This is a genomic window from Mesorhizobium sp. CNPSo 4670, from assembly GCF_057784235.1.
Genome location: NZ_JBWJFQ010000001.1, coordinates 222,588 through 244,252, shown reverse-complemented (window position 1 = coordinate 244,252; position 21,665 = coordinate 222,588). Strand labels below are relative to the sequence as shown.

The window sequence follows — 21,665 nt, the reverse complement described above, 5'->3', positions numbered from 1 at the left end:
GACTGTCCGGCGTCGATCGCGATGAGTTCGGATCGACGCCGGGCGAGAAGTTGTCCTACTGAAGTTTGGCCTGCAGCGCGTTGACGTCGTCGGTGGTCATTTCGCCGTCGGTGGTCACCTTGCCGTCGACGATCTTCCAGAGCCGGAAGGGGCCGGTGATGTCGCCATATTTGTCGAAGGCGACGGGACCGATGACGCCTTCGTAGCGGATCGGCTTGCCGTCCTTGATCAGGCCGAGCGCCTTGGCGAATTCGTCCTTGCCGGCAAAGATCGGCGTGCCGGCCGGGTCGACCGCCTTGTACATCGCGTCCTTGATCTTGGCCGGATCCTCGGAGCCGGCAATGGCGATGGCGAGGCCGACGATGGCGCCCGCATCATAGGAACGGTCGGCCGCCGGATTGGACGGCTCGATGCCGGAAAATTCCTTGTAGTTCTTCGTGAAATAGTCGGTGGAGGCCGTCGGGCTGGTGCCGGACGACGTACCATAGGCGTCTTTCAGATAATCGGCGCCGACGGACTCGATGAAGTCAGGGCTATTCATGCCGTCATTGAGAAGGAATTTCTGCACGCCACCCTGCGATATCCAGGTGCGGGCAACCGTCGCGCCGTCGACCGGCGTGCTGACGAGATAGAGCCCGTCCGGCTCGCCGGCCATCGCCGCGGTGACTTCCGAGGCATAGCTCGACTGCTTTTCGTTGTAGGGCGTGTCGGACACGATGGTGCCGCCGAGTGCTTTGTAGGCACGCGAGAATTCGGCCACCATGTTGACGCCGAAGTCGTTGTTGACATGGATGATCGACAGTTTCTTGAAGCCCTTGTCGACGGCATATTTGGCGGCGGCGACGCCCTGCAACGCATCCGAGGTAATGGTGCGGAAGAAGATGCCGTTGGTCTTGCCGTCGCGGCCAAGCGCCGTCAGCGTCGGCGAGGACGAAGCCGGCGACACCTGGACGATCTTGGCCGGTGCCGTGACCGAAGTCAGGATCGGGATCGACACCGACGAGATGATGCCGCCGATGATGACCGGCACCTTCTTGACCTGAACCAGCTGGGTCGCGGCGTCGACAGCGATGTTGCCCTGGCTCTGGCTGTCGCGTGTGTCGGTCGCCAGGTCGCACCCGCGCACGCCGCCGGCGGCATTGATGTCGCGGAAGGCCATCTCGACCGATTTGGCGCCGGCCTGACCATATTCGCCGGCCGGGCCAGTCAGTTCCATGACGAGGCCGACGGTGATCTTGCAATCAGCGGCCTGCGCTGCGCTAGCCATCGTCACGAGAGCGAGCGCGGTGGTGAGTTGGAGTATCGTCTTTCTCATTGTTGTTCCCCTTTGAGCTACACGAACTGGATTACATATTCTTGAGCCTGTTCAGCGTTCCGGCACCTGCAGCCAGGTTTCATGCAGATGTCGCCATAGGACGCCGTTGGGCGCCGATGAACTGGTGGTGAAGACGGCGCTCGACTGGCGGCGGCTGTGCTTGCCACCGCGCAGTTGCGCCTCGACGTAGAAAACGACGATCGTCTCGGCATCCTGCCAGCCGGGCCGGATGCCCTCGATCGAGATGGCGAAGCCGTCATCACAAGTGGCGCGGCTGGTGCGGACATGGCCGACGACTGCGTCGCGATCGAGAATCTGGCCGTCCGGTGCGACCATGGCGAAGCCGTCGCCCATGACGCGCTCGAAGCGGCTGAAGTCGGCTTTATTGGCGCGCGCCGCAACGAACCAGTCGACGAAAAAGCGATGCAGGTCGACGATCTCGGCGCTGGCGCGTGAAAACAGGGAGGGCTCGCCGCTCATTGTTTCCCCGCATTGAGGTTGTAGTGCATGATCGAACCGTGGCGGCCGTGGCGGTCGCGCTCCAGCGTGTAGACGTCGCCCTCCAGGCCAGTGCCCTGCGCGATGACGGCGGCAATCCGCGCCCGGTCCTCGGCATCGAGCGTGACGTCCATGATGCCGGCGTTGGCAAGCGCATGTGCCTGGTTGCGAGCACCGACGATGACGGCCGCCACGTGCGGCTGCTCCAGCACCCAGGCGCTGGCGATGGTGGCGATGTCGACGCCGTGGCGGTCACAGACTGCCTTCAGCGCCTGAAGCAACTGTTGGAACAGGTCCCAGCCGCCAAAGTCGTCGATGATCAGCTTGTATTTGACCAGCGAGCGGTTTTCGAGCGGCGTGGCCGGCTCGGCCACGCCTAGCCATTTGTCGCTAAGGAAGCCGCCGGCGACGGATCCGTAGCAAAGGAAGCTAACGCCGTTTTTCGCGGCGAGTGCCGCAAGGCTGTTGCCCGGCCTCTGGTCGAGCACGGAATATTGCAGCTGCTGACTGACCAGCGGGATGCCGGCGGCGAGGATTTCTGCCAGCCGCGGCGTGTCGAAATTGGTGGTGCCGAGATTGCGCACCTTGCCCTCAACCCGAAGCTCGTTGAGCCAACCCATCGCCTCGACATAGCGCGGCTGCGCATAGTCCCACCAGTGGAACTGTACGAGATCGAGCCGCTCGGTCTTCAGCCGCCGCAGCGACTGGTCGACGATACTCCTGATGTAGTCGCGGCTGATGCCGGCCAGCCGTTCGAGGTCGGGCACCAGCTTGGTGTGCACCTTCATCCTGGCGGCGGCGTCGAGGCCGCGCTCGCTGGCCAGTCGCAGACGCGCCGCGCCGATCAGCTCCTCGACGCCGGTGTAGATGTCGGCGCAATCATAGGTCCAGATGCCGGCATCGAAGGTGGCGATCAGATCGGTCACCGCCTGCTGGCGGTCGATGGCGCCGTGGCCGCCGGCCAGTTGCCAGCCGCCGCGGATGACGCGCGAGATGGTGTAGCCGGAGCCGAGTTCGAAAGTTTGGGTACTCATTTGTCGTCTCCCCGCTTCCGCAGCGGCACGGCCGTGGTCTCGGCATGGCTGAACCGCCGCTTGGCCACCCTGACGATCCTCAGCCGACTGGCGCAATTGGGATCGGGACAGGCGATCTCAGCGTCCGAGGTCATCCAGTCGTTCGGGTGGGTCGGGCGCTGCTTGGCTGCCAGCAACGGCAACACGGCCGATATCGAATAGATCGAAAAGCCCTGGCCAGCCGGCATCGACAGCATCTCGCCCTTGAGCTCGAAATAGTCGCCGGCCTTGGCGCCGCAATAGATCGGTTTGCCCTCCGGGATGACCGCCTCGACGCGAAGATCGAAGAGCTCGAAACTGTCGTCCGTCATTTAGCCCTCCACCAGGCTGAAGGTGACGTCGCAGGCGCCGTTGCGGCGGATGACGCCACAGGCGGCGGCGAACCGATCGCGCTCTTCGGCGCGCACTTGCGCCACCACGCTGCCGGCGAGCCAGCCGATCGGGAACAGCAGGCGCGCGCCCTGCCCGTAGTAGAGCCCGATGTCGAAGATCTGATTGGGATTGCCGCCCCACATGCGCGGCGGCACATAGGACAGCACGATGTCACCCGGCTGCGGCGTCAGCGTCGCGTTCTCGGCCGGCAGAGGCCTGGCATGGGGCTGGCCCTCGAGATCGGCAGCGGGAACCGGGCATGAGATTTCGGGCCCCGTCCACATCGCATGGATGCCCGGGACGACGCGTGGCGTGCCGAGATATGCCTCGAGAAAGGCAACGTTTTCCGGCGCTTTCTGCGGCAGCAACAGCGCCGTCACGGAAAGCTGCGAGCGTGGCTCGGTGATCCTGATGGCGGTCATGTCTGGTCTTTCGCGGCGGCGGATTGCAGCTTGCTGCGCAGGAAGGTGAAGGGTCGGCTGATGTCGGCGGCCAGCGACTCGCGCGCGGCCTGTGCATCCTGGGTGGCCAGTGCCGTGACGATGCGGCGGTGATACTGGGCGGTGTCGACCTCGCCGGCTTCCGAGAAGGCGTAGATGGCGACACGAATGCAGGGGCCCGATTGCAGCCACAGGCTTTCGATCATCGGGATCAGCACGGCCGAGCCGCACGAGCGGTAGATCTCGAAATGAAAGCTCTGGTTGAGCGTCACTTCGCGATCGACATCTTTCTTGTGTTTCAGAGCCCGCATCTCGTCCCATTCGCCGAGAATGGTCTCGATGGTGGCGATCTGGCGCGGCCCCATGCGGGCGGCGGCCAGTGCGATGGCCTCGCCCTCGATCAGGATGCGGGCACGCAAGAGATCGTCAAGGCGCTCCAACGTGATCGGCGGCACCCGCACCGAACGGTTGGGCAGCGCCTCCAGGGCCTTTTCGGTTATCAGCCGGCCAAGCGCCTCGCGCACCGGCATGGTCGAGGTGACCAGCGCGTCGGCCAGACCGCGGATGGTCAGCACCTGGCTTGGCTCGAACAGGCCGCCGATCAGGGCACGGCGCAATTCCGAATAGACGCGATCCTGCACGGTTTCGCGGCCGACAGGCGCCAGCTGGGCCGCGATGGCCTCGTTGTTCTTTTCGATGGCGGCCTTTTGCATGGAATTCCGTTCTTGGCCGGTTTTCGGCTTGCAGACGAAATTAAAGCCGAATAGCGTGATCAAAGCAAGTGTGATCACAAATCAAAAATCAGGAGACGGCAACGATCGTCTTCGGCCAGAGGGTTTGATGAGCGAGGCAGCGGAACAGCAGGGGCAAGAGACCCGTGCACCCGTTCTGATGGCGAGGAAGGTCGTCAGGCGGTTCGGCGGCCTCGTCGCCGTCAACGATGTCTCGTTCGACGTCAGGGCAGGAGAAATCCTCGGCCTGATCGGGCCGAACGGCGCCGGCAAGACAACGATGTTCGATCTGCTGGCCGGCAGCATCCTGCCGACCAGCGGCGATATCCTGCTCAATGGCACGCGCGTTTCGGGCGAGGCCGCGCATCTGCGCATCGGTCGCGGCCTTGGCCGCACCTTCCAGATCCCGCGCCCGCTGCCCAACCTGACGCTGATCGAAAACATCATGCTGGCGGCGCAAGGCCAGGCCGGCGAAAAGCTGCTTGCCAATTTCGTGACGCCATGGCGGGTGGCGGCGCAGGAGAAAGCCGCCAGGACCAAGGCGCTCGAACTGCTGGAGCTGGTCACCCTCACCCATCTCGCGCATGAACCGGCGCGCGTGCTTTCCGGCGGCCAGCGCAAGCTGCTCGAACTCGCCCGCGTCATGATGGCCGATCCGGCGATCATCCTGCTCGACGAACCGGCGGCCGGCGTCAACGCAACGCTGCTCGAAGTCATCATCGACCGTATCCGCGATATCAACGCGCGCGGCATCACCTTCCTGCTGATCGAGCACAACATCGACATGGTGACGCGGCTCTGCCATCGCGTCCTTGTCATGGCGAGCGGCCAGTTGCTGAGCGAAGGCACGGCGGAAGAGGTCGCCAGCGACCCGCGCGTCATCGAGGCTTATCTCGGAGGCGCGGCATGAGCGAGACGGTCCTAGATGTCCGCAATCTCGAGGCCGGCTATGAGCCCGGCGTGCCGATCGTGCGCGGCACCTCGATCACGGTCCGGAAAGGCGAGATCGTCGTCGTGCTCGGCCCCAATGGCGCCGGCAAGTCGAGCTTCATCAAGGCGATCGCCGGCCTCGTCCCGATCACCGGTGGTACTGTGTTTCTGGACGGCAAGGACATCACCGCTGCACCGGCGCACACCATGGTGCGGCTCGGCCTGGCCTTCGTGCCGCAGACCGAAAACATCTTCCCGCTGATGTCGGTCGAGGACAATCTGAAGGTCGCCTGCGGCATTCTCGAGCGGGGCGAAATCCCTGCCCGCATCGACGAAATGTATGCAGCCTTCCCCGACCTCGTCCGCCAGCGACGGACCGCCGCCGGCAATCTCTCGGGTGGGCAACGGCAGATGCTCGCCGTCGCGCGGGCGCTGATCGTCCACCCCAAGGTGCTGGTGCTGGACGAGCCGTCGGCCGGCCTGTCGCCGAAATTCGTGTCGATGGTGTTCGAGATGCTGGCCGGTATCCGCAAATCCGGTGTCACCATCCTTTTGGTCGAACAGAACGCCAAGGCAGCACTCGCCATTGGCGACCGCGCCTATGTGCTGGTCGAAGGCAAAGACCGGCACGAAGGCATTGCTTCCGAACTGTGGAACGACCCGGTCGTGGCCGAACTCTATCTTGGCCGGCGCCCCCTCAAGGCAGAAAAAGCGCCGCACGCCGATAGGGGAGGCGCGGCATGAGCCTGCAATTCATCGTCGACGGGCTTTTGACCGGCTCGATGATCGGCCTCGGCGCCATCGGCGTGACGCTCACCTATTCGATCCTGCGCTTTTCGAACTTCGCCCATGGCGACTTCATGGCCTGGGGCACCTATGCGACGCTGGCCGTCGTCAGCGCCATCGGCGCGACATTCGGCAAGGTAGCACCGATCGGGCCGCTGTCCTTCGGCTGGCCGCTGATCGTCGCACTGATCGTCGGCATGGCCTTCACCGCTTTGCTGGCGCTGCTGCTCGACAAGGTTCTGTTTGCGCGGCTGCGCTCGCAGGGCCAGGCGATCATCGTGGTGATGGCGAGCTTCGGCGCCTCGATGGCGCTCAGAAGCCTGCTCGAATTCACCTTCACCTCGCGGCCGACCTATTTCAGCCGGGCGATCCAGATCGCCATGCCGATCGGCTTCGGCATCCGCATCACTCCCGACCAGATCGCGCTGCTACTGCTGACCGCCGTGCTGGTGCTCGGCGTGCATCTGTTGATGACGCGCACGCAGACCGGCCGCTCAATGCAGGCGCTCAGCCAGAATGCGGCACTGGCCCGCATCGTCGGCATCGACGTCGCCAGCGTGGTGCGCGTGACCTGGATCATCGGCGGTGCGCTGGCCTGTGTCGCCGGCGTGATGATCGGCATTCTGGTGCAAATCCGCCCGTTCATGGGTTTCGACATGCTGCTGCCGATGTTCGCCGCCGCCATTCTCGGCGGCATCGGCAGCATCCCGGGTGCGGTGCTCGGCGGCCTGATCATCGGGCTCGCCGAAGCCGGTGCGGTGCAGCTGATCGGCGCCGAATGGCGTGCCGCCGTCTCCTTCATCATCCTGATGGCGGTGCTGTTTGTGCGACCAATCGGCCTGTTCGGTGTGAGGGAACGCTGATGGATCTGCTCGGCTACGGCGCCTTCTTCCTGACCACCGCGCTGATCTTTTCGCTGGTCACGCTGGGGCTCAACCTGCAATGGGGGCTGACCGGCCTGTTCAATGTCGGCCTCGCCGGCTTCGTCGCCATCGGTGCCTACACGTCGGCGCTGTTGACCACACCTGACGATGCCGCGCGGCTGGGCGGCTTCGGCCTGCCGATCCTTGTCGGTTGGCTCGGCGCGATGATCGTCGGCGGCATCGCCGCAGCGCTTACCGGCATGGCTACGTTGCGGCTGAGATCCGATTATCTGGCGATCACCACGTTCGGCGTCGCCGTCGTCGTCCAGCTGGTCGCGCTCAATGCGCAGAGATTGACCGGCGGCCCGTTCGGCATCGGCTTCATCCCGCGCCCGTTCGGCAGCCTTGCCGAGACGCCGCTGCTGTTCAACCTGTCCAACCTTGCCGTGGTCTTGGCGGTGACGCTGGTCGCTTATCTCGCCCTGGAGCACCTGTCACGCAGCCCGTGGGGCCGCGTCTTGAAGGCGCTGCGCGAGGACGAACGGGCGGCGATCTCGCTGGGCAAGAGCGCGCGCTTCTATCGCGTCCAGGCCTTTGCCGTCGGTGGTGCCATCATGGCGCTGGCCGGCGCACTGCAGGCGCATTTCACCGGCTTCATCGCGCCGGACAATTACCTGCCGATCCTGACTTTCCAGGTCTGGGTGATGCTGATCGTCGGCGGCTCGGGCAGCAATCTCGGCGCCGTCATCGGCAGCATCCTGGTCTGGGCGATATGGGCCGGATCGGGCACGTTGACCAGCGTACTTTTCCCGCCGGAACAGCAGGCCCGCGCCGCAGCGCTGCAGATCGCCGCCATCGGCGTCATGCTCTGCGTCATCCTGCTGATCCGACCGAACGGCCTGTTCGGCGACCGGACGCGGCGGCCATGGTTCGGCAAGCGGTTGAAGATGGTCGCGGGCAAGAGCAGTTCCGGGTCGTGAAGGCCGTGGTCCGGCAGGAAGCGCATGACGCTTCGCTCTGGCATGCCGTCAGCCGCGATCGTCGCGACCGGCCGGTGCTGCAAGGCGGGCTCGATGTCGATCTCGCCATCGTCGGCGGTGGCTTTTCCGGCCTCTCAACCGCGCTGCACGCCGCCGGGAAAGGTCTGTCGGTCGCCGTTCTCGAAGCCGAAATCATCGCCTGGGGCGCGACCGGCAGGAATGCCGGCTTCGTCGTGCCGAACTTCGCCAAGATGGACCCGGACAACATCATCGGCCATCTCGGCCCCGAGCGTGGTGAACGGCTGATCGATTTTGCCGCCGGCAGCGCCGATCTGGTCTTTGGCCTGATCCGCCGGCACGGCATCGACTGCGACGCCTTGCAGAGCGGATGGATCCAGCCTGCGCATTCGCCCGCCGCGTTCGAGAAGGTCAAATCCCGCGCCGGGCAATGGGCGCAGCGCGGCCGGCCTGCCGTTGCCTTGGACCGGCAGAGCGTCGAAGCGCTGACCGGCGCGCGCGGCTATGTCGGCGGCTGGATGGATCGTTCGGGCGGCGTGCTCAATCCGGTGGACTATGCGCGTGGGCTGGCCGATGCGGCCGAGAAGGCCGGCGCGCGCATCTTCGAGCATACGCGCGTGACCGCGCTCGATCGCAAGACGGATTGCTGGGTGCTGAAAACGCCAGCGGGCTCGGTACGCGCCGGCAAGGTGCTGATCGCCACCAACGCCTATGGTGGAGCGCTCAATCCGTTGCTGCAACGAACCTATGTTCCGCTCAAGGTTTTCCAGATCGCCACCGCGCCGCTGCCCCGCGAAATCCGCACCCGTCTCCTGCCCGGCGGGCAAGGCGTCGGCGACACCAGGCGCAATCTCTTCACCTTCCGCTTCGACGCCGAGAACCGGCTGATCAGCGGCGGCATGCATGTCCTTGGCGCCGGAGCCGATGCGCGCGTGCCGCAGACGATCTGGCGACGGCTCGCCAGGCATCTTGAATTGCCTGACCTGCCGCCGCTTGCCTATAGCTGGTCGGGAATGGCCGCGGTCGAGCCGGACTTCCTGCCGCACCTCCTGGACCTCGGGCCGGGGCTCATTGCCGGTCGCGCCTGCAACGGGCGGGGCATTGCCATGACGACGGCGATGGGCAAGGTGCTGGCCGACTGGGCGACTGGAACCGATGCCCGTGATCTGCCGCTGCCGTGTGCGCTGCCGGCGCCGATCCCGTTCCACGGCTTGTTGCGGCACGCACCCAACATGCTGCTCGGCTGGAGCATGCTGCGCGACCGGTTGGACGAAACGAGATAGGCGGACCGTCACCTGGCCGCGTCAAGGTTTGACGACAGAACAGCGGCTGCCATGGCGATGTCTTGTTCGATAAAGGTCCGGACGGCGGGACCGCTGCGCTGCTCCAGCGCGGCGACGATCTTGCGGTGCGCGTCGTTCGACTGTGGAACGTAACGATCAGCCTGCATCAGCAGCTTGAGATACGGCCCTACCCGACCCCAGAGGTCACGGATCATATTCAGCAGGATCGGCGCGCCGGCATGCTGGTAGATGGCGAAGTGGAAGGCCTCGTTCAACGTGAGATAGCCCCTGGCGTCGCCCGCCTCGATGGCGTGCTGCATGCCGGCGAGCGTAGCGTGGATGTCGACCAGACCGCTTTCGGTCATCCGCGATGCTGCCATCTCGCCCGCCAGACCCTCGACGGCGATGCGGATGCGCGTCAGTTCCTCGAAGGCGGGTGCGGACAGCAAGGGCACGATGACCGAGCGGTTGTTCTGCATCTCGAGCAGCCGCTCGGCGACCAGCCTTTGCAGCGCCTCGCGGATCGGCGTGGTCGATATGCCGAACGTCTCGGCGAGCTTGCGGATGACCAGTGTCTGGCCCGGGCTGAAGCCGCCGGAAATCAACTCCTGCTTGAGCGCGCCATAGGCACGGTCGTTCAGGGTTTGATGTTCAAGCTTCAGCATGCGCGGCCCGCTCCGGTCACCAGTTCGACAGTGCGCGGTCGAGGGTCTCGGCCAGTTGCTCGGCATTGTCCCTGGCAAAGGGCAGCGGCGGTCTGATCTTGAGCACATTGCCGCGCGGACCGCAGGAGGAGATCAGCACGCCGTCCTCGCGCATGGCCTCGACGACTGCCGATGTCTTGCTGGCGGCCAAGGCCTCGTCGCCCTCAGCCGTCAACTCGACACCGAAATAAAGGCCGTTTTGCCTGACGTCGGCGACCATGCCGTGCCGGCCCTTCAGTGAGCCCAGCAGATCAGCCGTATAGGCGCCGACCATGCGTGCATTCTCGATCAGCCCCTCGCCCTCAATCACCTCGAGAACGGCAATGCCGACGGCGGCAGCGACCGGATTGCCGCCGAAGGTGTTGAAGTAACCGGTGTTCGAGCCGAAGGAGGCAACAAGCTGCGGCCGTACCATCACCGCGCCCATCGGATGCCCGTCGCCGATCGGCTTGCCCATCGTGACGATATCTGGCTCGATGCCATAATTGGCGAAGCCCCACATGCCCTGGCCGAGCCGGCCGAAGCCGGACTGGACCTCATCGGCAATGACGATGCCGCCGGCTTTTTTGACGAGGCTTGCCGCCTCGCGCATCACGGCCACATCGGGAAAGAAGATGCCGTCGCTGGAAAACGCCGAGTCCAGAAGCATTGCCGCGGGACGGACATTGCGCGCGCGCATGTCCTCGATGGCGGCGGCGACGTTTTTCGCGAAATCGCGCGCGGCGCGGCCATGATCGCGGAACGTGTCCGGCGCTGCGACAGTGCGGTGCTGCGGGGGCACCGCTTTCACGCCGACCGCGGCCGGCGACAATTGTGCGGTCGCGATCGTGGCGCCGTGATAGGCGAAGTCGGTGATGATGACCCCGGTGCCGCCGCTGGAATGCTGGGCGATGCGGATGGCAAGGTCGTTGGCCTCGCTGCCGGTGCAGGTGAACATGGCATGGCCGAGATGGGGCGGACAGGTGCCGAGCAACTTCTCGGCATAGTCGAGGATGATCTCGCTGAGATAGCGTGTGTGCGTGTTGAGCGTCGCTGCCTGCCCCGAAAGTGCCTCGACGACACGCGGGTGGCAGTGGCCGACCGAAGCGACATTGTTGTAGGCATCGAGGAATTTTCGGCCCTGCGCGTCATAGAGCCAGACGCCGCTGCCGCGCACCAGGTGGATCGGGTTGCGGTAGAAGGCGCGGTAGGTCGGGCCAAGCAGCCTCGCCCGGCGCTCGAGCAACGCGCGCTCTTGCGCCGAGGGGCCGGCATCGGCAAGGGCATTTGTAGGCGAGGACTGGGACACGGGCATCTACTCCGGATTGGAATGGTCGAGAAAATAGCGGCGGGCATCGGCGGGCAACAGGCCGTCCAGCCGTTCGAGTGAAGCCCAGACCTCGGTGGCGAGGCGCAGGACATAGTCGCGCTTGGCCGGGAAGCGTTCGGCCTGCCAACTGGCGATGTTGGCGATGAGCGCAAGCCGGGCACGGATCAGGTCGAAAAGGATGCCTATCTCCTCGGCTTCGAGCGGCTGCACCGATTGATAACCGGCGACGAAGCGCGCCGCCGGCGCCAGTGGATGGCCTTGCGACGGCCAGCGATAGACGGCGCCGATAGCGAGATCGCAGATCAGCGGCGAGTGGATCATGTCGCCAAAGTCGAGAATGCCGCTCACGACCTCGGGCCGCGATGCGTCCATCACCACATTGTAGGAGTTCATGTCATTGTGGACGATCTGCGCGCGCAGTTTCGGGATGACCGGCGCCGCATGCTCCTCGAAGGCGTCGATCGCACGCTCGACCATAGCCCGCCGACCCGCGTCGGCGATATGCGCCAGCATCGGCCGCGTCTTGGCGACCTTGCGGATATCCCAGAGCAGGTCGCTGCCCGCCGCAGGATGGAAGAAGCCGCGCAGTGCGCGGCCAAGGCGGGCAAGGAAGATGCCGAGATTGCGATCTTGCGCCGCTGACGTTGGCGAGTGCGACAGCAACCGGCCGGGCAGATAGGTGACCAGCCGTACGATGCGTGGCGCCGATCCGCCGACGCTGACCGCGAATTGCGCTTCACCTTGCAGGGTTTTGCGCAGCGAGGGAACCGGCAAGGTCGGGTCGACCGCAAGGATGTGATCGAGTGCCTTGTTCTGGAAGTCGGTGAAGCCCGCTTCTTCCGCCGGATGGGAGATTTTCAGGACGAACTCGCCACCACCGTCCGTCTGAATGTGGAAATTGTGGTCGCGTTCCCCAGGCAACGGACGCGCGGTGCCGGCAAGGCCGTAGTGCCGGCGCAGGATGACGAGCGCGTCGGCCGTCGAGACGTCAGGCGCGTCCTCGGCCAGTGTTTCCCCGAAGGCATCAGGCACTACCGCGTTCATGGCCTGGCCTCTGGGTCGATAGGCTCAAGGCCGCACCAGTCGGCGATGAACAGCGCGATGGTCTGGGTGATCTTGCGCACCGAGTCCAGGTCGACGGCCTCGTCATAGCCGTGCGGCATGCGGCAGATCGGGCCGTAGACGATCGCCGGCGTGTCGGCATAGAGGCCAAAGAAACGTGCATCGGTGGTCGCCGAGGTGACGTGTTCCGTAAGCGGCTCGCCCCAGACAGCGGTATGGCTGCGGCGCAGCACGGCTTCCATCTCATCGGCCCCTTGCAGCACATAGCCCTCGGCCATGAAGCCGTTGTAGCTCATCTTGGGCGGGCGGTTGGCCAGGAACGGATCGGCGCGGGCCGCATCGGCGATGCACGCCTCAAGCTCTGCTCTGGCATCCTCGAGCTTCTGGCCGGGATAAGTCGCGACCCGCATCTCGAAAACACAGCGCGCCGGAACGCTCGACGTCCATTCGCCGCCTTCGATCTTGCCGAGATTGAAGCGGATCGGGTGCGGATGGTCGCAAAAATGCAGGTCATCGACCTTGCGGGCGTTCCAGACGATTTCGAGCTGCTTCAGCGCCTGGATGATCACGAATGCCTTTTCGATGGCATTGGCGCCGGCGGAAAAAGCACCCGACGCGTGCTGCGGATCGCCGTCGACCTCGACCCTGAACCAGATCGGCCCGACCTGCGCCCGCATCAGCCTCGGCTCCAACGGCTCGGGGATGAAGGCGGCATCGGCGCGATAGCCGCGCTGCAGGCAGGCGAGCGCGCCATTGCCGGTGCACTCTTCCTCGACCACCGACTGCAGGTACAATTTCGCGGCCGGTTGATAGCCGAGGCTGCGCAATGCTGTCAGCGCGTAAAGACAGGCGGACAGGCCGGCCTTCATGTCGCCGGCGCCGCGGCCATGCATCCAGCCGTCCTCGATCACCGGATCGTAGGGATCGCGCGCCCAGCGGTCGAGCGGTCCCGTCGGCACGACATCGATATGGCCGTTGAGGATCAGCGAACGGCCGGTCGCGTTTCTTGGCGTATGGGTGGCAACGACATTGAAGGCATCGTCATAGGACACCGCCACGGGTGAAAAACCCGGCAGATCGCGAATCGCGTCGACATCGACGCGCCACATGTCGACCGCATAGCCATCGGCCTCATAGGTGGCCGCCATGAAAGATTGCGCGGCATGTTCCACGCCGCGCTGGGAGGGAAAGCGTACGAGATCGGCCAGGAACGCGACCTGTCGTGCGAAACCGTCGTCGACCGCGCTGAGAATGGCCTCGTCCGCAATCCGCTCAGGCATCATATTTCACTTTCATCCGAATGGTGTATCATATCTCATATGCCATTCTCATGAAATGCAAGAGGCAGTGCCGCCAAAAATCCGATCCGGGCCCAGGCGCTCTTGTCAGACCATTCGCGGGTGTTGGCATCAGCGGTCGTAAGCCGATACTGCTATCGGGCAGGGATGAAGAGGAATGCGTTGATCCCCGAAGACACGATGCCGGCCGAAATCACCGATCTCGCCATTGGCTACCGGCGCCTGCCGGCGGGCAAGCTCGCCAATGCGGTGACATGGATGGAGGCGCGCGCTCCGCAGCCCGACCTCGCGCAACCCCTGGCCATGACCCGGATCACCACGCTCGACTGCGCGTCCTATCGGGCGATCTTCCTCGAGATCGGCGCCCCTTGGCTGTGGGACCGCGTGTCTGAAATGTCCGACGCCGAGATAGTGGATCACTTCGCCGATCCGCGCCAGCATCTCTACTACGGCCATGATGAAAGCGGCGTGCATCTCGGCATGGTCGAATTCTTCGTCGCCGACAGCAACGAGATCGAGATCACCTATTTCGGCCTGTTCCCGTCCCTGACCGGCCGCGGTTTCGGCAAACGCCTTATGGCCGGCGCGCTCGAGCAGGCATGGCGCCTGAAACCAAGCCGTGTCTGGCTGCACACAAGCAGCTTCGATCATCCCAGCGTGATAGGCTTCTACGGCGCCTGTGGATTTGTGCCGTTCGCGTCCGGTTTTGAGATCGTCGACGATCCCCGGATAAAGGGCACCTTGCCGCGCAATGCCGCGCCGCAAATTCCGCTGATCGAAACGGAGTGGAACTGCTGCAGTCCGGAGAACCGACAGGTTGCGCGAGCCTAGATGAGAACAGCTCCGCAACCCACCCCGCACGCGTCGCCGCATCACCGCCGATGGGTCCGTCGCGAGACCATCCTGTCGACGCTGAAGCGTCACATCGACACGCGCATCGTGCTGTTCGCCGCGCCGGCTGGCTTCGGTAAGTCGACGACGATGGCGCAATGGGCTGCGGAGGCGGCGCGACTCGGCCGGCTGACTGCGTGGCTATCCTGCGAGGCATCAGACAATGATGAGGGTGCCTTCCTGTCGCATCTGGTGGGTGGGCTGCGCCACCTCGTACAGAGCCCGGCGGAGCTCGACCTTGCCTTCCAGTCGAGCCCGATCCCGCAGCTTGACGTCGTGCTTGCCGCGCTGGTGGCGGGATTGGCGGCGCGCGAGGCCGACATCACCGTGTTCTTCGACGACTATCACGCCATCGAGGCGCCGGCGGTCAAGCGGTTCATGGAGCGCTTGACCCGGCAGGCGCCGGCCAATGTCGCCTTCGTCATTGGCTCGCGCAGCCTGCCCGACCTGCAGCTCGGCAAGCTCAGGGTGCTGGGCGATGTCTGCGAAATCGGCCCCGACGATCTGCGCTTCGCCTCCTCCGAAGCCGAGGCCTTCTTCAACGAGAAGCTCGGTTTGAGCGTCAGCAGCGGCACTGTGGAGACCTTGTGTTCGCGCACCGAAGGATGGGCCGCCGGCCTGCAGCTCGCCTCGCTATCGCTCAGTGCCGCGCATGCGCCCGAAACCGTCATCGGCAATTTCACCGGCGCCAACCGCAACGTCGCTGATTTCCTGATGGGGGAAGTGTTTCTCGAACTGCCGCCTTCTATCGCGAAGTTCCTGCTCTACAGCTCGATCTTCGAACGCTTCAGCGCCGAGGCCTGCCGGGCGGTGATGCGGGCGGCGGATGCCGAGGCGGCGATCACCGAGATCGAGACGCGCAACCTGTTCCTGGTGCCGCTCGACGAGGAGCGGCGCTGGTTCCGCTATCATCATCTGTTCCGCGACTTCCTCAGCCGCGAGATGGAACGACGCGAACCGGAGATGATCGCGCCGCTGCACCTAGCGGCCGCCGAATGGTTCGGCGAACGCAAGATGCTAACTGAGGCGATCGGCCACGCGCTCGCCGCCGGCGACCAGGCCCGCGCGGCGGTGTTCGTCGAGAACAACGCGCTCGACCTCATCGCCCAGTGCCAGCTTCTCTATGTGCGCCAATTGCTGGCGCTGTTGCCCAAAAAGCTGATCGACCAGCGCATCCGGCTACAGCTTGTCGTGCTGTGGCTGGCGGTGCACAGCAGCCAACCCGAGCTTGCCCAGCAGACGCTGAGCAATGCGCGCAAGCTGGTCGAGACCGGGCCGGCCGACGGCAAAGATCCCGGCACGTTGACCGGCACCACGATCGATGCGGAACTGGTGGTGCTCGCCGCCGCCGTCCACAGCACGCTGGAGCAGTTCGAGCAGGCGCGCGACACCGCACTTGCGGCCCTGCGCGTCATTGCGCCCGACGCCTGGTTCATGGAAGGCGCGACGGCCAATGTCATCGGCTACAATCTCTATGCGCTGGGCGACCTCGACGGTGCGCGCGCGGCGGTGGACGCGGCGCGCAAGGCGCATGAGCGAAGCGGCAGCCTGCTCGGCGTCACCATCGCCAATTGCTACATGGCCGTCATCGAACGCTCGGCCGGCCGCCTGCCCGCAGCCGAACGGCTGCTGCGCGATGCAATCGCCGAAGCCAGGGCGCGGATCGGTCCGAATTCCTATGCCGAAGCGCTGGCGGGCACGCTGCTTGCCGAACTTGCCTATGAGACCAATGCGTCGAGCGAAGCGCTGACCCTGGTCGAGAATCTCGGGCCGCTGATCGAGGGAGCGGCGGTCATCGTCTATCCGCTCGCCAGCGTTCCGACCTATGCCCGCGTGCTGCAGCTGACCGGCCGCGCGGAGGCCGCACTCGATATGCTGGAGCGGGTCTACCAGCGCGTGCGCGGCTCCGTGTATCGTCGTCTCGCTTCGGTGCTTGTGCATGATCGAGTCAGGCTGCTGCTCGACCAGAACCGCGGCGCCGAGGCGCGCGCCCTGCTGAACGAGCATCGCCGTGGACGGGCCGAAACCACTCCCACCGTCGCCAACGAATTCGAGTTCTTCGCCGAGGGCCGCCTGCTGACCGCGGAGAAATCCTATGCCGATGCGGCGCGGGTCTTCGACGCGCTGTTGGAACGCACGAGGGACAGCGGGCGCATGCGCCGCCATATCCTGGCGCTGATCCTGCGCGCCAAAAGCGCCGCCCATGACCCACGCGAAGCCGACCGCTATCTGGTCGACGCGCTGCGCCTTGCCCACCCCTCTGGCTTCATCCGCTCCTTCGTCGACGAGGGAACGCCCGTTGTCGAAGGGTTGATGCGGCTGCGTGCTGTTCTGGCAAAGACCGATCCGGCACTCTCAGCCTATGCCACGCGCATCATCGATGCCGCGCAGACTATGCCTGTGGCGACGCGCAGGCCGGCCCCGCCAGCCGCTGAGAAGGAACACCTCACCCAGCGCGAGGCCGAGCTGCTGCGCTGCCTGACGGAAGGCATGTCCAACCGCGATATCGCGCTTGCGCTGTCGGTCAGCGAAACCACGGTGAAGTGGCATCTGAAGAACATTTTCGGCAAGCTGGCGGTGAGCAACCGGGTCCAGGCCGTGCGCGCCGCGCAAGGGTCGGCAAACCTCTACACCCCTCCGAAAGGAGGGGTGTAGATAACAGGCACAACCCCTCTTTCGGGTCGGGCCACACCGATGCAAGCCTGTTAGCGTCACCTGGATTTTAGAGGACGCTGCGGATGGCGACAGGTTACGTTTTTCACGAACAGCTGATGTGGCATGACACCGGCTCCAGCGCCGACATGATGCCTCCCGGCCGCTTCGTGGAACCCGGCCGGCATCTGGAATCGCCCGGCTCGAAACGTCGACTGAACAATTTGATCCAGGTCAGCGGCCTGTCGCGCCACCTCGTGCCGATCATTCCCGAGCCGGTTTCGGTCGAGGACCTGCTGCGCGTGCATACCCAACGCCACGTCGACGATATCCGCATGCTCAGCGAACGCGGTTCCGGCTTCGCCGGGCCGCAGGCGCCGATCGGCCTCAACAGTTTCGACATCGCCCTGCTGTCGGCCGGCACCACCTATGCCGCCATGCGCGCCGTGCTGACCGGCCGGGTCGACAACGCCTATGCGCTGGCGCGGCCGCCCGGGCACCATGCCGAGCCAGACCAGGCGTTGGGCAATTGCCTGTTCTCCAACATCGGCGTGTCCGTGCGCCGGCTGCAGCATGAAGGCCTGCTTGGCCGTGCGGCGGTGGTCGACTGGGACGTGCATCACGGCAATGGTACCGAGACGGTGTTTTATTCCGATCCGTCGGTGCTGACCATTTCCGTGCACCAGGACAATCTCTATCCGACCGGACGCGGTGCTCTGGCCGACAACGGCAAAGGCGCCGGCGAAGGCTATAACATCAACATCCCGCTGCCGGCCGGCAGCGGCACCGGCGCTTATGAATCGACCTTCGATCGCGTCATCGCCCCTGCCCTGCGCGCCTACAAGCCGGACCTCGTCATCGTCGCTTCCGGCTTCGACGCATCGGGTTTCGACCCGCTCGGCCGCATGATGCTCAACAGCGAATGCTTCCGGCGCCTTGCCGCCCGCATGGTGGCGCTGGCCGCCGAGACATCGAACGGACGCCTGATGATGAGCCATGAAGGCGGCTATTCCGAAGGTTATGTGCCGTTCTGCGGCCATGCCGTCATCGAGACGCTGGCCAACCATCGCACCGAAGTGGTCGACCCGCTGTCGGACCATATCGACGAATGGGCAGGCCAGGAATTGCAGCCGCATCAAGCTGAAGTGATCGATGCCGCCGAAGGCCTGCTCGCCGGCCTGCGCCAGCGCCTCGCCAGTGCGGCCTGACGCGATGGATTTTGTCGTCACCACGCTCCTCAATGCGCTGACGCTGATCAGCATCCTGATGCTTGTGGGGCTCGGCCTGGCGATCAGCTTCGGCCTGATGAACGTGACCAACCTCGCGCATGGCGAGTTCGTCACCGTCGGGGCCTTCGCGGTCTATTTCGTCCAGAGCTTCGGCGGTTCGTTCTGGCTGGGGCTGGCCGCAGCACCGATCGCCGGCGCGGTTGTCGGCTGCATCCTCGAATTCGCCATCATCCGCCATCTCTATTCGCGGCCAGTCTCGACCGTGCTCGCCACCTGGGGCGTCAGCCTGATCCTGCAGCAAGGGCTGGAACTGACCTTCGGTCTCGGCGCCAAGCCGGTGTCGCCGCCAATCGAAGGCACGCTCGATCTCTTCTTCACCGTCTATCCGGCCTACCGGCTGATCCTGATCGCTATCGCCGCGCTGACCCTGCTCGGCGTCGTCCTGCTGATCAGCCGAACATCGTTCGGCCTCGACATCCGCACCGTCATCCAGAACCGCGAGATGGCCGAAGGCGTCGGCATCAACACGCGGCGCACCTATGCCATCGCCTTCACCTTCGGTGCCGCCATTGCCGGACTGGCAGGTGGACTGGTCGCGCCGCTGGCGATCGTGCTGCCGCAGATGGGAGTGAACTATCTCGCCAACGCCTTCTTCGTCGTCATCGTCGGCGGCGTCGGTTCGATCGGCGGCCTTGTCGCCGGCAGCGTCTTCGTCGGCGGCCTGACAAGTGTCCTGAACTACCAGATATCGCCATCGCTGGCCCAAGCGATCGTGCTGCTAGCGGCCATCGTCGCCGTGCGGCTGCGGCCCAACGGCCTGTTCAACGGGGCGTCGCGATGATCGCCCGGGACCGCAACTGGCTGCTGATCTTCGCCGTCTGCGTGGCGTTCGCCGTGTTCTATCCATTCATTGCCGATGGCTATCAGCTGACGGTGATCCGCGACGCACTGATCTTCGGCTTGTTCGCGGCGAGCCTCGACTTCTTCTGGGGTCGCACCGGAATTCTGTGTTTCGGCCACGCCGCCTTTTTCGGCATTGGCGGCTACATCATGGCGCTGGTCACGCTCAACGACGCCATCCCCCTCGCCAGCCTGCTTGGCATCATCGGCGCGGTGGCCGGCGCGGCCTTGGTAGCCGCCATCATCGGCTACTTCCTGTTCTTCGGCGGCATCCGTGGCAGCTATTTCACCATCGTCACGCTGGCCATGGGCGTCATCTGCCAGCAGGCCGCGATCTCCTGGAGTTCGGTCACCGGCGGTGACAGCGGTTTGATCGGCATCCCGCCGATCGAGTTCGATGTTGGCGGGCTGCATGTCGATCTCAGCCAGGACCTGCCCTCCTACATCTTCGTCGCAGCCATCGTGGCGGTGGCCGTGCTGGCGCTCTGGTCGATCAGCCGCGGGCGCTGGGGCACGGTGCTCACCGCAATCCAGGACAATGAAGTCAGGGCGGCCGCGCTTGGCCACAACGCGCCCTTGCGGCTGCTCGTCACCTTCGTCCTGTCGGCGGCCATCGCCGGTCTTGCCGGCGCCCTCTATGTCTGCATGGCGGGGCTGGTGGCGCCGGACCTTTCCGGGCTGCTTCTGTCGACGGAAGTCATCGTCTGGGTGGCGGTCGGCGGGCGCGGCACGCTGCTTGGTCCGGTGCTCGGTGCCATCTTCATCCAGCGGGCGCAACAGACGATCAGCAGCTTCAACCCGAGCCTGTGGCCGCTGCTGCTCGGCTGCGTCTTCGTCGTCATCGTCTTCGTCTTGCCGGACGGCATCCTGTCGATCTACGCCCGGCTGAAGGTCCTGTTCAAAGGGCGGAGGCGTGCGCAATGAGCGATGTCCTGCTCCAGGCCGAAAATGTCGGCATCCGCTTTGGCGGCCTGCAGGCGCTGGAAGCGCTTGATCTCACCGTGCGCGACAAGGAGCTTTGCTGCATCATCGGGCCGAATGGCGCCGGCAAGAGCACCTTCCTCAACGTGCTGACCGGTACGCTGCGCCCGACCAGCGGCAGTGTGCGCTTCCTCGGCCGCGACATCGCCGGCCTGCCGCTGCACCGCATCGCCCGGCTCGGCATCGCCCGCAAGTTCCAGATCCCGTCGGTCTTCCCCAGCCTGTCGGTTGAGGACAATCTGAAGGTCGCGCGGTGGGGGGCGCCCTCACCTGTCCGCCCGGTCGCTGAATTGCTGGAACTGGTCGCGCTCGGCAATCGTGCCGCCACACTGGCCGGCGAACTCGCGCACGGCCAGAAGCAATGGCTGGAGATCGGCATGGCGCTGGCGATCGAGCCAAGGCTGCTGCTGCTCGACGAGCCGACCGCCGGCATGACGCCGCAGGAGACGCTGGCGACGGCCGAGATGCTGCTGTGGCTCAAGGGCGAGTTCTCAATCGTCGCGGTCGAACATGACATCCGCTTCGTGCGGGCGCTGAACTGCGAAACGCTGGTGCTGCATCAAGGGCGCCGGCTGCGCAGCGGTCCTTTCCATGACATCGAGACCGACGAAATGGTCCGCGACGTCTATCTGGGGAGGCGCTGACGATGCTGCGGACAATGGCGATCTCGGCTGGCTACGGCCTGCTCCCGGTGTTGAACGGCATCGACCTTAGCGTCGCGCCGGGCGAAGTCGTCGGCCTGCTCGGCCGCAACGGCGCCGGCAAGACGACGCTGCTGCGTGTCATCGCCGGTGCCTTGCGGGCGAGCGGCGGCGCCATGCTTCTCGGCGACCAGGACCTCACCAATGCGCCGGCCTTCCGGCGCGCGCGGGCAGGCATCGCCCACGTGCCGCAGGGACGCGGCATCTTCAACCAGCTGACCGTGCGGCAGAACCTGGACGTCGGCACACGCGCTGCCAAGGGGCGCGGCGACGGCGGCATTCCGGCCGATATCTTCGGCTATTTCCCGATCCTGCGTGAACGCGAGGCGCAGGTTGCCGGCACGCTCTCGGGTGGCCAGCAGCAGATGCTGGCGATCGGCCGCGCGCTGTGCGGCCTACCATCAGTGCTGCTGCTCGACGAACCCTCGGAAGGCATCCAGCCGAACATTGTGCAGTCTATCGCCGAGCTGGTGCCGCGCATCGCGCGCGAGCGCGGCATCGCGATCGTTCTCGTCGAGCAGAATCTCGATCTCGTTCTGAAGGCGGCGGACCGCTGCCTGGTGATGGAGAAGGGCAGGATCGTGCACGAAGGCGCGCCGGAGGCGTTCGCCGATGAAACGCTGCTGAAGGATTTGTTGGCTTTGTAAGG

22 protein-coding genes are annotated in these 21,665 nt (G+C 65.1%); 12 read left to right on the top strand and 10 right to left on the bottom strand.

What is annotated here, in order from left to right; genetic code table 11:
• Positions 1-55: 55 nt before the first annotated feature.
• Genes AC0ZT5_RS01035 through AC0ZT5_RS01010 form a run of 6 tightly spaced genes read right to left on the bottom strand, consistent with a single transcriptional unit; the run spans position 56 to position 4,411 of the window.
• Positions 56-1,315, bottom strand: coding sequence for an ABC transporter substrate-binding protein (locus AC0ZT5_RS01035; RefSeq protein ID WP_488494903.1), 1,260 nt, complete (start codon positions 1,313-1,315; stop codon positions 56-58).
• Between the two features lie 51 nt (positions 1,316-1,366).
• Entirely contained in the window at positions 1,367-1,795 is a 429-nt protein-coding gene (locus AC0ZT5_RS01030) for a hypothetical protein (protein WP_488494902.1), read from the bottom strand.
• On the bottom strand, positions 1,792-2,847 hold the full coding sequence (locus tag AC0ZT5_RS01025) for an aldo/keto reductase (RefSeq protein WP_488494901.1): 1,056 nt from the start codon (positions 2,845-2,847) through the stop codon (positions 1,792-1,794). The genes AC0ZT5_RS01030 and AC0ZT5_RS01025 overlap by 4 nt, the downstream gene beginning before the upstream one ends.
• A complete protein-coding gene (locus tag AC0ZT5_RS01020) occupies positions 2,844-3,197 on the bottom strand; it encodes a TIGR04076 family protein (RefSeq protein ID WP_488494900.1) in 354 nt (117 codons plus the stop codon). Before AC0ZT5_RS01020 ends, AC0ZT5_RS01025 begins: the two co-directional genes overlap by 4 nt.
• Positions 3,198-3,680, bottom strand: coding sequence for a DUF3830 family protein (locus AC0ZT5_RS01015; RefSeq protein ID WP_488494899.1), 483 nt, complete (start codon positions 3,678-3,680; stop codon positions 3,198-3,200).
• A complete protein-coding gene (locus tag AC0ZT5_RS01010; protein WP_095081116.1) occupies positions 3,677-4,411 on the bottom strand; it encodes a GntR family transcriptional regulator in 735 nt (244 codons plus the stop codon). Before AC0ZT5_RS01010 ends, AC0ZT5_RS01015 begins: the two co-directional genes overlap by 4 nt.
• Before the next feature lie 127 nt (positions 4,412-4,538).
• On the opposite strand from AC0ZT5_RS01010, the gene AC0ZT5_RS01005 reads away from it, so the two are divergent.
• From AC0ZT5_RS01005 to AC0ZT5_RS00985, 5 genes are read left to right on the top strand one after another with little or no spacing between them, the layout of a single operon-like run.
• Positions 4,539-5,339: an ABC transporter ATP-binding protein gene (locus tag AC0ZT5_RS01005; RefSeq protein WP_488494898.1), complete on the top strand. Its 801-nt coding sequence runs from the start codon at positions 4,539-4,541 to the stop codon at positions 5,337-5,339.
• Positions 5,336-6,103, top strand: coding sequence for a branched-chain amino acid ABC transporter ATP-binding protein (locus tag AC0ZT5_RS01000; RefSeq protein ID WP_488494897.1), 768 nt, complete (start codon positions 5,336-5,338; stop codon positions 6,101-6,103). The genes AC0ZT5_RS01005 and AC0ZT5_RS01000 overlap by 4 nt, the downstream gene beginning before the upstream one ends.
• Positions 6,100-7,008, top strand: coding sequence for a branched-chain amino acid ABC transporter permease (locus AC0ZT5_RS00995; RefSeq protein ID WP_488494896.1), 909 nt, complete (start codon positions 6,100-6,102; stop codon positions 7,006-7,008). The genes AC0ZT5_RS01000 and AC0ZT5_RS00995 overlap by 4 nt, the downstream gene beginning before the upstream one ends.
• Positions 7,005-7,988: a branched-chain amino acid ABC transporter permease gene (locus tag AC0ZT5_RS00990; RefSeq protein WP_488495268.1), complete on the top strand. Its 984-nt coding sequence runs from the start codon at positions 7,005-7,007 to the stop codon at positions 7,986-7,988. Before AC0ZT5_RS00995 ends, AC0ZT5_RS00990 begins: the two co-directional genes overlap by 4 nt.
• Positions 7,985-9,289 carry an NAD(P)/FAD-dependent oxidoreductase gene (locus AC0ZT5_RS00985; protein WP_488494895.1) on the top strand — a complete coding sequence of 435 codons (1,305 nt, stop codon included), beginning with the start codon at positions 7,985-7,987 and terminating at the stop codon, positions 9,287-9,289. Before AC0ZT5_RS00990 ends, AC0ZT5_RS00985 begins: the two co-directional genes overlap by 4 nt.
• 8 nt (positions 9,290-9,297) lie before the next feature.
• Here the strand turns inward: AC0ZT5_RS00985 and AC0ZT5_RS00980 are convergent, their stop codons facing one another.
• Genes AC0ZT5_RS00980 through AC0ZT5_RS00965 form a run of 4 tightly spaced genes read right to left on the bottom strand, consistent with a single transcriptional unit; the run spans position 9,298 to position 13,644 of the window.
• Positions 9,298-9,954: a GntR family transcriptional regulator gene (locus AC0ZT5_RS00980; RefSeq protein ID WP_488494894.1), complete on the bottom strand. Its 657-nt coding sequence runs from the start codon at positions 9,952-9,954 to the stop codon at positions 9,298-9,300.
• A gap of 16 nt (positions 9,955-9,970) precedes the next feature.
• Complete coding sequence (locus AC0ZT5_RS00975) at positions 9,971-11,287, bottom strand: aspartate aminotransferase family protein (RefSeq protein ID WP_488494893.1); 1,317 nt, start codon at positions 11,285-11,287, stop codon at positions 9,971-9,973.
• Positions 11,288-12,346, bottom strand: a complete 1,059-nt coding sequence (locus AC0ZT5_RS00970; protein ID WP_488494892.1) for a phosphotransferase — start codon at positions 12,344-12,346, stop codon at positions 11,288-11,290. It abuts the gene before it with no gap.
• Positions 12,343-13,644, bottom strand: coding sequence for an ArgE/DapE family deacylase (locus tag AC0ZT5_RS00965; RefSeq protein ID WP_488494891.1), 1,302 nt, complete (start codon positions 13,642-13,644; stop codon positions 12,343-12,345). Before AC0ZT5_RS00965 ends, AC0ZT5_RS00970 begins: the two co-directional genes overlap by 4 nt.
• Before the next feature lie 180 nt (positions 13,645-13,824).
• Here AC0ZT5_RS00965 and AC0ZT5_RS00960 point away from each other — a divergent pair, with 180 nt between their 5' ends.
• The 7 genes from AC0ZT5_RS00960 (at position 13,825) to AC0ZT5_RS00930 (ending at position 21,663) form a co-directional block, all read left to right on the top strand.
• Entirely contained in the window at positions 13,825-14,493 is a 669-nt protein-coding gene (locus tag AC0ZT5_RS00960; RefSeq protein ID WP_488494890.1) for a GNAT family N-acetyltransferase, read from the top strand.
• Positions 14,494-17,208 (top strand): winged helix-turn-helix domain-containing protein, encoded by a 2,715-nt coding sequence (locus AC0ZT5_RS00955; RefSeq protein ID WP_488494889.1) that lies wholly within the window; start codon positions 14,494-14,496, stop codon positions 17,206-17,208.
• Positions 17,209-17,291: 83 nt separating this feature from the next.
• Positions 17,292-18,413 carry a class II histone deacetylase gene (locus AC0ZT5_RS00950; RefSeq protein ID WP_488494888.1) on the top strand — a complete coding sequence of 374 codons (1,122 nt, stop codon included), beginning with the start codon at positions 17,292-17,294 and terminating at the stop codon, positions 18,411-18,413.
• Positions 18,358-19,275, top strand: a complete 918-nt coding sequence (urtB, locus tag AC0ZT5_RS00945; RefSeq protein ID WP_488494887.1) for an urea ABC transporter permease subunit UrtB — start codon at positions 18,358-18,360, stop codon at positions 19,273-19,275. The genes AC0ZT5_RS00950 and urtB overlap by 56 nt, the downstream gene beginning before the upstream one ends.
• Positions 19,272-20,258, top strand: coding sequence for a branched-chain amino acid ABC transporter permease (locus AC0ZT5_RS00940; protein WP_488494886.1), 987 nt, complete (start codon positions 19,272-19,274; stop codon positions 20,256-20,258). The genes urtB and AC0ZT5_RS00940 overlap by 4 nt, the downstream gene beginning before the upstream one ends.
• Positions 20,255-20,959 carry an ATP-binding cassette domain-containing protein gene (locus AC0ZT5_RS00935; protein ID WP_488494885.1) on the top strand — a complete coding sequence of 235 codons (705 nt, stop codon included), beginning with the start codon at positions 20,255-20,257 and terminating at the stop codon, positions 20,957-20,959. Before AC0ZT5_RS00940 ends, AC0ZT5_RS00935 begins: the two co-directional genes overlap by 4 nt.
• Positions 20,960-20,961: 2 nt before the next feature.
• Positions 20,962-21,663: an ABC transporter ATP-binding protein gene (locus tag AC0ZT5_RS00930; protein WP_477300898.1), complete on the top strand. Its 702-nt coding sequence runs from the start codon at positions 20,962-20,964 to the stop codon at positions 21,661-21,663.
• The last annotated feature ends 2 nt before the right edge of the window (positions 21,664-21,665 follow it).